Annotated in this window: 11 protein-coding genes; 3 read left to right on the top strand and 8 right to left on the bottom strand. The window is 69.0% G+C overall.

Going from position 1 to position 10,837, the window contains the following annotated elements; translation table 11 throughout:
- The first annotated feature begins 1,684 nt into the window (after positions 1 to 1,684).
- From ABH925_RS31005 to ABH925_RS30995, 3 genes are all read left to right on the top strand, one after another.
- Positions 1,685 to 2,245 carry a hypothetical protein gene (locus tag ABH925_RS31005; protein ID WP_370153351.1) on the top strand — a complete coding sequence of 187 codons (561 nt, stop codon included), beginning with the start codon at positions 1,685 to 1,687 and terminating at the stop codon, positions 2,243 to 2,245.
- Positions 2,246 to 3,091: 846 nt separating this feature from the next.
- Positions 3,092 to 4,246, top strand: a complete 1,155-nt coding sequence (locus ABH925_RS31000; protein ID WP_370153349.1) for a ParA family protein — start codon at positions 3,092 to 3,094, stop codon at positions 4,244 to 4,246.
- Complete coding sequence (locus tag ABH925_RS30995) at positions 4,243 to 5,187, top strand: hypothetical protein (RefSeq protein WP_370153347.1); 945 nt, start codon at positions 4,243 to 4,245, stop codon at positions 5,185 to 5,187. The genes ABH925_RS31000 and ABH925_RS30995 overlap by 4 nt, the downstream gene beginning before the upstream one ends.
- Positions 5,188 to 5,383: 196 nt before the next feature.
- On the opposite strand, the gene ABH925_RS30990 is transcribed toward ABH925_RS30995, so the two are convergent.
- The 8 genes from ABH925_RS30990 to ABH925_RS30955 form a co-directional block, all read right to left on the bottom strand.
- Entirely contained in the window at positions 5,384 to 5,809 is a 426-nt protein-coding gene (locus ABH925_RS30990; RefSeq protein ID WP_370153345.1) for a hypothetical protein, read from the bottom strand.
- A gap of 32 nt (positions 5,810 to 5,841) precedes the next feature.
- Positions 5,842 to 6,564 carry an NUDIX domain-containing protein gene (locus ABH925_RS30985; protein ID WP_370153343.1) on the bottom strand — a complete coding sequence of 241 codons (723 nt, stop codon included), beginning with the start codon at positions 6,562 to 6,564 and terminating at the stop codon, positions 5,842 to 5,844.
- Positions 6,565 to 6,623: 59 nt separating this feature from the next.
- Positions 6,624 to 7,025, bottom strand: a complete 402-nt coding sequence (locus ABH925_RS30980; RefSeq protein ID WP_370153341.1) for a DUF3307 domain-containing protein — start codon at positions 7,023 to 7,025, stop codon at positions 6,624 to 6,626.
- A gap of 89 nt (positions 7,026 to 7,114) precedes the next feature.
- Positions 7,115 to 7,495 carry a hypothetical protein gene (locus tag ABH925_RS30975; RefSeq protein WP_370153339.1) on the bottom strand — a complete coding sequence of 127 codons (381 nt, stop codon included), beginning with the start codon at positions 7,493 to 7,495 and terminating at the stop codon, positions 7,115 to 7,117.
- A gap of 133 nt (positions 7,496 to 7,628) precedes the next feature.
- Positions 7,629 to 8,762, bottom strand: a complete 1,134-nt coding sequence (gene dnaN, locus ABH925_RS30970) for a DNA polymerase III subunit beta (RefSeq protein WP_370153337.1) — start codon at positions 8,760 to 8,762, stop codon at positions 7,629 to 7,631.
- Between the two features lie 20 nt (positions 8,763 to 8,782).
- Positions 8,783 to 9,001, bottom strand: a complete 219-nt coding sequence (locus tag ABH925_RS30965; RefSeq protein ID WP_370153335.1) for a hypothetical protein — start codon at positions 8,999 to 9,001, stop codon at positions 8,783 to 8,785.
- 84 nt (positions 9,002 to 9,085) lie between these two features.
- A complete protein-coding gene (locus ABH925_RS30960; RefSeq protein ID WP_370153333.1) occupies positions 9,086 to 10,126 on the bottom strand; it encodes a phage Gp37/Gp68 family protein in 1,041 nt (346 codons plus the stop codon).
- A gap of 4 nt (positions 10,127 to 10,130) precedes the next feature.
- A complete protein-coding gene (locus ABH925_RS30955; protein WP_370153331.1) occupies positions 10,131 to 10,793 on the bottom strand; it encodes a hypothetical protein in 663 nt (220 codons plus the stop codon).
- Between the last annotated feature and the right edge of the window lie 44 nt (positions 10,794 to 10,837).

The following is a 10,837-nucleotide window of genomic DNA, read 5'->3' as shown; positions in this document are numbered from 1 at the left end:
GCTGCATTCCCCTTCGGGGAATGCGTGGTGGTGGGCACGAATTCCCTTCGGGAATTCTCGTTGGCGGCTTTCCGAATTCCCCGTTGGGGAATTGGCGGTGGCGTCTCGGGGGATTCTGACTCCCTTTCGGGAGTCGTGTGGTTTTGTTTTGGGTGGTTTATGGTGCCGCCTTTCGGCGATTTTGGGTTGGGTGGGGGTGGGTGTCTTGGCCCGTTGAGCCTGTGGTTTCTTGGCTTGCAAGCTAGTAATCACCGGCTTATCGGGGGGTGTGGCGGGGGTTTGTGGTGGTGTGGCGGGGTGTGTGGTGCGCCTTTCGGCGCTTTGTTGTGTGGTGCTGTGCTGGGTTTTCTTGGGGTGGGTGTGGCCCCTTTTCAGGGGCGGAGTCTGGGTGTGCGCATCACTTTATCAGACGTCGGAGTTTACGAGATCCTGGGGTGCCCCGGTGGGTTCGGTCGGGTGATTGTTCGTGATGTTGGAGCGTGTACGGTTCATTATTGTTTCTGACGTGTTGTCAGAGAGTTTATGGATAGGGCATTCCTCTGTGTGCGGTGGGGATAGAGGGGGTGGAAAGGGAGGGATGCCTTCGGGCACCCTCGCTCGACAGCGGCCCTACGGGCCGTCAGGCCGGCCACCCCAACCGCCACGAGGCGCGGTGTCAGACGTGCCAACTACCCTGCCGAGATGCCAATCTTCGACTCGGTCCCGGCGCTGACACGCGACGACATAGAGAGCTCGACTGCCTCTCAACTCACCTGGGAGGCAGTCTTTCCAGCCGACGGCAGGACTGCCCTACCGAAGCAGCCTGGCGTGTACGTCTGGATAGCAGCCGACTTGGGAACGGTCCTATACGCCGGACGGGCCATCAGTTCGACAGGGCTGTGGAGTCGACTCGGTCAGGAGTTGAGTTGGGTGCGGGAAGCGGGCCTTGACGCCGATCCTGGCTCCTCCTGGGCTGGCCACCCTCGCACCATGGTTCGTCGCAACGCCTACGCCCTGTGGGCAACAACTGGCGGCGCGATATCAGCGATCACCTGGGAACGGAACCTTCTCCAGCACAGCCTTCGCCTCACCGGCGTGGTTCCGGTCGTCAACGGCGGAGCCTGGTGGAACCGCTCCGCCGAGCACGACGCGAGCCGAGCCTGGTCGAACAGCATCACAGCCACGCAACTAGTGCCATGAACCACGCTGCAAGAGGTGGTGCCCAACTCTCCTGCGCCTCGTTAGAGAGGTAGGGCCGCCCGCCATCCCCCCAATGAGACCGGGCGGCCCGACCGCTTCGCTGAGGTATGGCAGCGGCTGGTGCCACCATGCAGGAGGAATGCGGGGTGCCAGGCGCTCAGTGCTGAGCAGCGCTCAAGGCGTCGATCCGCTGGCAGGGTCGGAGAAGGTGAGTCCTCCGGCCGACAGGCTGCGTCGCGCCGGCGGAGTCCGTTCGGCTACGTCCGGTGGAGGGCCCTGGAACACTGCTCGTTCGATGGGGAGCAGCCGCTGCGCTTCCGTGGCGGTGGTGTTCGCGGGGGTTGGCTCAGAGAAATCAGGAAGCCCGAGAGGGCGACGGTCGGTCATGGTGTGCAGTGTTCCAGGGCGGCCCGCTCGCTACCCACAGGGGAGCCCCGTCCAGCGCGAGTTGACGTACTGCTGGGTTCGGCGTCTAGTCCCCTGATCTTGGTGCAAGCTGTGCACCGTGAGCGATGCAGTGATCAACGGACTTGTGGCCGGCGGGCTGACGGTGGTGGGCGCGGTCGTCGGGTGGCTTCTGTCGCTGCTGGCGCAGCGGCGGGCGGACCGCCGGGCCGAGCGGGCACGGCTACTGACGCAGATGCAGGAGCTGGTGATGGCCATCATGCAGTTGGAGGTGGCGCGCAAGGCGCTCCAGTTTCGGTGGCTGAGCCCGAAGGCGCGGCTCCGGGTGCTCTCGGTGGCTGCCGTGGAGTTCTGGTCTGCCTGGCGCAGCGGCGAGACGACGTGGCAGAGCATCGGTGCGGCCTACGCCCCCTCGATCCGTGTCGTCGATACCTGGCTGCATCGTGCGGACGATGCAGCTGTGGAGCTGCTCGGGCCCATGGCCCGGGTGGCAGCGACAGGGCTGACGCTGGGCATGTGCGCCGATCCAGCGATCGCCGCCGCTGCTCAGGCCCTCACCGACGCCTCCATCGAGGACAAGGGCCAGGAGGCGATCGACAAAGCCGTACGGGCGCTGCGGGCAGCGTTCTACCCCAATGAGAAGCCGACCGGGAACGGCTGATCCGGTCGGGGCGCTGACCCGGGGTCAGTAGATGCGCCGACGGCCGGTGCAGGCCGCCCAGGCATGCACTCGAGGCCGCGCGCAGCGCCCCGGCCCGGAACCCCAGCTGCTCGCACCCGCCCGCCCTACCCACCACCAACCATCCACCCACCAACACCCAGGACAACAGGAAGAGTGCGCACAGAGGGGTTGTCAGCCTTACCGACCTCCTCACATGAGGCTGTGACGTGCAGAAACTCCCCACCCCACGCCCGGCCGCGACAGCCCTACGGTCTCCTCTACGGTCTCCCCTACGGAACAGCCTGCGGCCCCCGCTACGGCTCCCCTAACAACCACCGGAGCGGTAGCTGGAAGCGCCCGGCGGCCACGTTTCGGCGCCGCTAGCAGGGGTGCTTGCAGAAGGCACCCCTGCTGCTTTCATCAACCCGGTGCCCATATGGGTGTAGTAGCAGGCAGGCTCCGGGACGCCCCTGCTGGTGACTGCTTTGGTGACTTTCCGGGACGGTCACCACCAACCGCTGGCCGACGGGCCTCAGTGCCGGTTGGCTGCCTACGGGCGCCGAACCCAGGCCTGTCACGCCCACCTGTCGCGTCCAAAAAAGCATGGGATAACGGGGTCCACGCCCAGGTCACAGGGCACGACAGGCACCGATCGCGACAGAGGGCGCGACAGGGTGCGACAGGTCGAGGGTCGACCGGGCTTGTGTGCAGGGCGAGTTGGTCCCCTAGGTGTCCTTGGTGTCCTGCGTGTCGGGGTCGATCGGGGCGGTTGGTGGTGTGCTGACGGGTTTGCAGTTGCCGGAGTGGCGGCAATTCCGCACCGGCGGTCGCTGGTAAGTTGCCTCCATGACGACCACCAGTGGCGAGGCTGCGACCGATAAACTAATCGTTAACCTCACTCCAGAGATGCGACGGGACCTGAAGATCCGGGCGGCTGAGCGCGGACTGAACGTCTTCGACGCCGCTGCTCAGGCCTTGAGCCTTTGGTACGAGACACCCGACCCGGAGCCCGTTGAGGTGAAGGGCGCGAAGTCCTGGGGCACGTATCTGCCTGGTGGTGGCGTTGCCCGCTTCGCGGCCGAGTGTGATCAGCGCGGCCTGACCAAGGTGCAGGGCATCGCGCAGGCCATCGTCGGCTGGCTAAACGGCGCTGGCGCCGCCGCGATTGTGCAGTCCATCCCACAACCGGTGCAGCGGATCCTGGTCGCGCTGCAGAAGGGTGGTGTCGGGAAGAGCTTCATCGCGGCCGGCCTCGCTCAGGCCTTCGCCGAGCTGGGGCTCAAGGTGCTGCTGGTGGACTACGACCCGCAGGGCCACATGACTCGGCGGCTCGGGCAGAAGCTGATCCCGATGAAGACCGGGTCGAGTCTGCTGGAACACATGCTCGGCAACGCCCGCAAGCACATCAAGCGCTCCATCGTCGTCATGCCGCAGGAGCGCTTCGGCGGGCGCCTGCACCTACTCCCTGCCTGCAACGACGCCTTCCTGTTCGACGCGGTGATGAGCAGCATGCGTACCGGCCGGGAGGAGTCCCTGGCCCGCGCACTGGAACCGGTGGAGAAGGACTACGACGTCGTCATCTTCGACGGGCCGCCCAGCTTGGGCCTGGCGATGGACATCGTCATGCACTACTGCCAGCGTCGCGAGGGCGAGCTGACCGACCGTTCCGGCGTACTGATGCCGGTATGGGCGGACACTCCCAGCTTCGAGGCGTACGACCTCTTCAACTCCCAGCGCAAGGAGCTGATGAAGATGACGCAGGTCAAGGTGGACGAACTCGGTTTCATCATCAACGCCTACGACGCGCGCCGCGGGGCCTCGGTGCAGAAGAAGAGGGAGGAATGGGAGGACCGGGCCAACCCCGGTGTCCTCCAGGTCTTCGGCGACTTGAAGGAGCAGCGGGACGCCACCGACCGCCATGTCCCCTTGTTCGAGTGGGCGCCGGATTGTGAGCTGGTCGACGGTCTGCGGAGCATGGCGAAGGAGTTGGCGGCAGCATGAGCAAGAAGGACGACGTCCCCGCGTACCAGCCCGATGAGCCCGATCCGACGGAGCCCACGCGCAACGACATCCTGACCCACTACGGCCTCGGCTCCGAGGAGACCGAGGACGAGCGGGAGATGCGCGAGTGGGAGGAGGAGCAGGCACGCAAGCTCGCCGCGCAGGAAGCGGCGCGCCGTGCTCCTGCTGGCTCGGCTGCCGCTGTGGTGCCGGCGCAGCAGCAGGGCGATGGGGCGGCTCTGCAGACCTCTGTCAGGCTTCCGGTGATGCCGGAGTTCACCCTGGCCGACAGCGAAGCGAGCCGCGTCGAGCAGCTGCAGCACTATGCCCGCACGGTCATCGCATCGGAGCGTGCGGCGCAGAACGCGGTGGAGCTGATCGAGCAGCACCGCATCCTCGCCACGGGCGGCGGGTGCGAGCGGATCCGTGAGGAGGAGCTGTGGCGCGAGCGCGGGTACGACTCGTTCGACGCCTGCTGCCTCGACCTGTTCGGGTTCACCGGGGACTACGCGAACAAGACGATCCGGGTTCTGCCGGTAGTGCGCGCCCTGGGGTCGCTGGCGAGCACGGTCCAGTTGAAGGAGCGGCAACTGCGCGCCCTGGTCTCCGTTGTCCGAGACCACGGAGACCAGGGCGCCCAGGAGGTGTGGCAGGAGGCTGCCCGACTGGGGCGGACGTCGGGCGCGGGCCTGGAGGAGGCCGCGAAGGCCCTCGGCTACGGTCCGGCAGTCGAGATTTCTGGCACCGTCGTCGGCACCAGGCGCAGCCCGGCCGCGGAGTTCGACTACCGGGCCGAGGCTGTGCGCTTGCTCAACTTCGACGGCTTCCGTCGCATCGCGGAGAAGCACCACGCCGAAGCACACAACGTGCTGAGCGAGATGCGGCGGATGTTGGACGAAGCCGAGAAGGAGTTGGCTGCCCGGCAGTCGGCTGACGCGTAGCAAGACCAGCCCAACATTTTCATGATCACGAAAGACCAAAACGGCTTTTTGGTCTTTCGTGATCATGGTCGGGGCGGAAGACCAGCGCTCGCATAGCGCCACCACTCCCCCGCTCCCGGATCGGCCGACCCCACAACGCAGAGTGCGCCCCTCACCGGACGGTGAGGGGCGCACAGCTGCGTCGGGGCCGGGGCCGTCATCCGGCGAGCTGGTCGGCGAGTTGCCGCAGGACGTCGTCGGGTGGCTTCCACAGGCCAAGGGTGCCGCGGTGGGCGATGGGCTGGGGCAGGGGGCGGATGTCGGTGAGCACCAGGTGGTGGTGCGCGGGCTGGGCCCAGGGGGTGCAGGGTCCGTCGTCGGGGTGGCAGTCGGCGAGGTGGGCGACGGCGACGATGTGCCCAGGGTGGTGCTGGTCGGTGGTGAGGGCGTCGGTCACGGTGGGCAGGGTGAGGGCGATGCGGTCGAGGGTGCGTCCAGCGTGGATGAGGAGCGGTCCGCGGTAGCGGGTCGTCCAGGGCCGGTTCTCGATCGACTTGATGCCGAGGGTGATGAGGGTGGACCAGGGCGGTCGGATGGTGAGGCCGCGCCAGGTGGTGGTCGCGGTGGTGTGGTGGGTATTCATGGGCCGCTTTCCCCCGCTGCTCGGTGTGGGCTCTACTGCTGGGTGAGGTAGGCGAGGGCCTGGGCGAGCAGGGGCCGGTGCGCGGGGTAGAGGGTGCGGCCGGCCTTGACGACGGCGGCCTCCAGGTCGGCCATGGAGGTGAACGGGTACCAGTTGGCGTCCAGGGCGTCATCGGCCGCGACGGCTCGCACGGTGGCGGGCAGCAGGTAGAGCGCGCTGGTGGAGGCGACCCAGGCGTTGTCCGAGTTGCGCCAGTCGTCCACCACGGCCGTGCCGAGGATCACCGGGTGGTGGCCCGTGAGGTCCACGCCCGTCTCCTCGAGCAGTTCCCTCACCAGCGCTGCCGGGGCGGTCTCCCCCGCGTCCACCATCCCACCGGGGATGGCTTCCACTCCGATGTCGTCCCGGGTGATCAGCAGGACCTTGCGGTCCTGGCCGCTGCCCGCGATCACGATCGGGTCGGCTGCGGAGTTCTCCCCCCACTTGCCGAGGTTGCGCCCCGTGCAGCCGGTGCGGCCTGCGGGGTTGAGCGGCCAGCCGCGGTGGTCCAGTTGGAACGGGACCACTGCGGCGGCCTGGCGCTGGGGCCAGTCGGTCACGTCGTCCGGGCTGCTCGCCCCCTCGGCCCAGCCGGGTACCTCGGTCGCGAGGGCGTGGGGCTCCAGCTCGTGCGGTGTTACGTCCACCGGCCGGTACTGCGGCCAGCTCGCGGCCCAGTCGCGCAGGGCTGCGGGGATGCTGGTGGTCTCGCTCATGGTGTCTTTCTCCTGATCTCGCCGTGGATTCGAGAGCTGAGTCGGTGCAGCAGAGAAGCTCAGTGGAGTGCGGCGAGGGCCAAGGCGGCGGGCAGGAGGCCGAGGCCGATGTGCGCAGCCTGGTCGACGGTCAGCGCGCCGCCGTGCTTCAGGTAGCCGCTCTGGCCGGTGTGCTCCATCCACCAGCGGACGATGGAGCGGCGGTCGATGACGGAGTGGCTGACGCCGATCCAGGCGAGGGCGGCGGCGGTGCCGGCCACGGTGGGGTGCAGGCCGAGCACCAGCGCGCCCACCAGCAGGAGGACGGCGGTGGTGGCGATGTGGGTCCCTGCGTGGATCAGGTTGGCCCGCCATCCGGCGAAGGTCGGGTCGGCCTTGTGGGCGGCCTGGTGGTCGGTCTGCAGCGGAAAATCGCTCAGGTGGTGGGCGACGTAGAGGATTACGAAGACGTCGGCGAACATAGTGGTGCCTCCTGCTGTGTGAGCGGTGGGTGGTGCCGGGTGGCGGCGGTTCTTGGTCGGATGGCCGCCACCCGGGTCAGGGGGAGAGGTCAGCTGGGCAGGCCGGTGCGGCGGCGGCCTGCCTCGTAGCGGCGCTGCATGGCGGACCGCCGTGCCATCGGTTCCGGGTCCTCGGGGTCCACCAGCCGGGCCAGATCGGTCCACGACGCGCCCCGGTCCTTCTGGGCGACGATCAGCGCGTCCCGGCGGCGGCCCAGTTGCTCGATGAACCAGGACACGGCTCGCAGTTGCTCGTCGGCTTCGTTCCCGTCGGCCTTGACGTTGGCGAACGCCATTTCGTCGCCTAGTGCGGCGAGCATGTTCTCCAGGTGTCCGGCGGTGTGGGCCTTGCTGATCCAGCCTCGCGGGTCGTCCTGGGTGCCGACGAAAGTGATGTGCAGCCCAGCGTGATCGCCCGTGACCTTGAGCATGATTCCTCCGATCCGGTGTACGCGTCTGCGTACATCTAGAACTGTACGCATCCGCGTACACCGGGCGCAAGAGGGTCCGTCAAATCGACGGTCAGCGGGGCGGCCTGAACCGGCCGCCCCGCCAGGGAGCGGATCAACCGGACAGGCGCACCGGCATGATCAGGTACTTGAAGGAGTCGTCGGCCTCGGCACCCTGGTCGGCCTTGCCCTGGAGCAGGGCGGGCTTGGTCGGGCTGACGAAGGAGATCTGGGTGACCGGGCTGTTGGCGGCGGTCAGGCCGTCCAGGAGGTAAGCGGGGTTGAACGCGATGGAGATGTCGTCGCCTTCGAGGTCGGCGTCGAGGCGGTCGACGGCCTGGGCGTCGTCGCCCGACCCGGCCTCGATGACCAGACCGCTCTGGGTGAAGTTGAGGCGGATCGGGGTGTTGCGTTCGGCGACCAGGGCGACGCGCCTGACGGCTTCGGCGAACGGCCCGGTGGGCACGGTGGCGACGGAGGTGAACTCGGTGGGGAACAGGGCGCGGAACTTGGGGAACTCGCCCTCGAGGAGCCGGGTGGTGATGTCCAGGTCGGGTCCAGTCAGGCCGAGCAGGCCGTCGCCGCGGGCACCGGCGGACAGCGCCAGGTCGACGCTGCCGGCCCCGGCGAGGGACCGCGCGGTCTCGTGCAGGGTCTTCGCCGGGACCAGTGCGACGGCGGTGTGCTCGGCCTGCTCCGGCTTCCACAGCAGTTCCCGCACGGCGAAGCGATAGCGGTCGGTGGCGGCCAGGACGACCTTGTCGCCCTCGACCTCGACCCGGATGCCGGTCAGGACCGGCAGGGTGTCGTCGCGGCCGGCGGCGATCGCGGTCTGGGCGATGGCGGCGGCCCACAGTTCGGCGTCGACCTGGCCGACGACACCGGGCAGTTCGGGCAGCGCCGGGAACTCGTCGATCGGAAGCAGCCAGAGCGTGAATCGCGAACGGCCGCAGGTCAGGACGGCGCGGCTGGCTTCGGTGGTGATGTGGACGGTCTGGTCGGGCAGGGCCTTGGTGATGTCGGCCAGGAGCCGGCCGGAGACCAGGGCCTGGCCCGGCTGGTCGACGGAGCAGGTGGCGGTGGCGCGGGTGGAGACCTCGTAGTCGAACCCGGCGACTTCCAGGCGGCCGTCGGCGGAGGCGGTCAGGCGCAGCCCGGCCATGACGGGGACCGGCGGTCGGTGGGGCAGGGCGTGGGCGGCGGTGGCGACGGCGGCGGCCAGGTCGCGGCGCGGGATACGGATGTCCATGGGTGGGCAGTTCCTTCCGATCAGCTGGGGACGGGTGCGGTGAGGTGGGTGGCCAGGTGGGTGCTGGCGACGTCGGCCAGGGAGATCTGGGTGCGGCCGGTGCGGCGCCAGGTGCACGCGGAGCAGCTGGCGCGGTAGCCGCTGGTGCCGGGGCACGGCTTGGTGCCCGGGGCCGGGTGGGTGCAGACGGTGCTGGTCTTGTCGAGGTGGACCGGGGCGGTGGTGATGGCGATGCGCATCGGTGAACTCCTTGCTGGGGCCTGCGGCGGGCGGGCCCCAGTGGAACCGGAGATGACTGTGGACAGCGGGCGTGTCGGGTGGGCCTACGGCTGGGTGGACGGGTCGGGGTACTGGTCCCAGGTGTGGCCGTCCAGTTCGCGGCCGGCCGCCTTCTTGCCGATGCGGTGCATCTCGGTGCGGTGGCCGAGGTCGTCGACGGGCTCGCCGACCAGGACGGCGTTCTTGTGCCAGGTGGGGGTGCCGATGACCTGGTAGCCGGTCGGTGCCCAGGCACCCCACTGTTTGAAGAGAAAGGGGACGTCGGCTGCGGTGCACTGGTCGCGCAGACCTCGCACCCAGGCGGGGTCCATGGGCCGGGCGCCGGGGCCTGACTCGCCGCCGGCCACGACCCAGTCCAGGCCGTGGAACTTCTCGCAGCAGCCGCCGGCGTGGACGTGGGAGGCGGTCAGGCCGTGGCCTCGCTCGCTGCCCAGGGTCCGCACCGCGGCCCGCAGGTCGATCGGGCCGAGCAGCGGCTCGGCGGAGATCCAGTGCACGGCGGCCGGGGTCTCCAGCAGCCGGGGGATCCGGTTCTCCGCCCACTGCTGGTTCTCCACCGAGGTTCCGAGCCAGAGGTTGGGCAGCGGTGCCATGGGCCGGGAGCGGCCCGGAGGCAACTCGCGGGAGATCAGGGCGGCGGGGGAGTGGGCCAGGGCCGGGATGGCAATCAGCGCTAGGGCGACCTCAGCGGCGAACCCGGCGCTGGAGAGCAGGGCGCGCATCCGGGCGGGCCGCTTGGTCAGCAGCTGATAGGTGTGGTGCGGGGTGGCGGCCATGACCGCCCAGATGCGGGCGATGGTCGTATCGGCGACGGCCGAGTGGAAGACGTCTCCCATGCTGTCGACGAAAACCTTGCGCGGGCGCTTCCAGCGAAGCGGCTGCAGCAGCATGGTGGGCGAGGCCTGGACAGCGAAGCCGGGGCCGGAGGTGTGCGGGTCGCCGTCGCGCTGGTAGTCGGGGCGCCCCATGGCCTTGAGCCGCTTCGCCATCGTCAGGGCATAACAGTTCGTACAGCCGGGGGAGACGCGGTCGCAGCCGTGGATCGGATTCCACGTCTCCTGCGTCCATTCGATGGTGGTGGACACCGGGTCAGCCCTTCCTGCAGATCACGGAGCTGGTGACGGTGCCGGTGGCCAGGTCGACCCGGTCATGGCGCACCGGCAGTCCCTGGCGCAGCGCGTAGGCGATCTCGCGGTGCGTGGAGGAACCGATGTAACCCGTGGCGTCGGAGACCACGACCACCAGGTGCGCGGCGCGGATCTTGGCGAAGTGCAGGGCGTCCAGGCGGCCCTTGAGCGCCTCGGCGCTGGCGGGGTCGCCCCAGGCGGGGTGGGGGTCCTTCATGTTGCAGCCCGGCGCCAGGACCATCCGGCCGCCCGCGGTCTCACGGCAGTTGACCTCGGCGAACTCGGCCCAGAAGCGAGTCGAGCCGCACAGCGTGACCGTCGGCGGCTCCTTCTCGGTGGGCTCGTAGGCGGTGGTCAGTTCCTTCGGGAGCAGGGTCTGCCCCGGCAGGGGCATCGGGGTGGGGGGCTCCTTCTCGGCGTTCCGGCGGGCGTCCTGGTGGGCGTCGTCGTCGGTGTCGCAGATCGCGGACAGGCCGTCCTCGCTGACGGTCCAGCCCAGGAGGCGGGCGGCGTCGGCGGCCTCGCCGGTGGAGGGGGCGTGCGGGATGTGGCCCTCATCGACGTCCTCCATCTCGTTGCCGCAGGAGTCGCAGAGCAGGGTGGTGCAGATCTGAGCCTTGATCATGGGTGAGGTCTTCCTGTGCGGGGCCGTGCCGCGCACGGTGGGTG

Source organism: Streptacidiphilus sp. EB129 (assembly GCF_041262645.1).
In the GTDB taxonomy this organism is placed as follows: domain Bacteria; phylum Actinomycetota; class Actinomycetes; order Streptomycetales; family Streptomycetaceae; genus Streptacidiphilus.
This window is presented reverse-complemented; position numbering and strand designations above follow the sequence as displayed.

Coding starts and splice junctions, on each gene's coding strand:
- ABH925_RS31000 (WP_370153349.1), top strand. CDS start 3,092: ATGACGACCACCAGTGGCGAGGCTGCGACCGATAAACTAATCGTTAAC.
- ABH925_RS30995 (WP_370153347.1), top strand. CDS start 4,243: ATGAGCAAGAAGGACGACGTCCCCGCGTACCAGCCCGATGAGCCCGAT.
- ABH925_RS30990 (WP_370153345.1), bottom strand. CDS start 5,809: ATGAATACCCACCACACCACCGCGACCACCACCTGGCGCGGCCTCACC.
- ABH925_RS30985 (WP_370153343.1), bottom strand. CDS start 6,564: ATGAGCGAGACCACCAGCATCCCCGCAGCCCTGCGCGACTGGGCCGCG.
- ABH925_RS30980 (WP_370153341.1), bottom strand. CDS start 7,025: ATGTTCGCCGACGTCTTCGTAATCCTCTACGTCGCCCACCACCTGAGC.
- ABH925_RS30975 (WP_370153339.1), bottom strand. CDS start 7,495: ATGCTCAAGGTCACGGGCGATCACGCTGGGCTGCACATCACTTTCGTC.
- dnaN (WP_370153337.1), bottom strand. CDS start 8,762: ATGGACATCCGTATCCCGCGCCGCGACCTGGCCGCCGCCGTCGCCACC.
- ABH925_RS30965 (WP_370153335.1), bottom strand. CDS start 9,001: ATGCGCATCGCCATCACCACCGCCCCGGTCCACCTCGACAAGACCAGC.
- ABH925_RS30955 (WP_370153331.1), bottom strand. CDS start 10,793: ATGATCAAGGCTCAGATCTGCACCACCCTGCTCTGCGACTCCTGCGGC.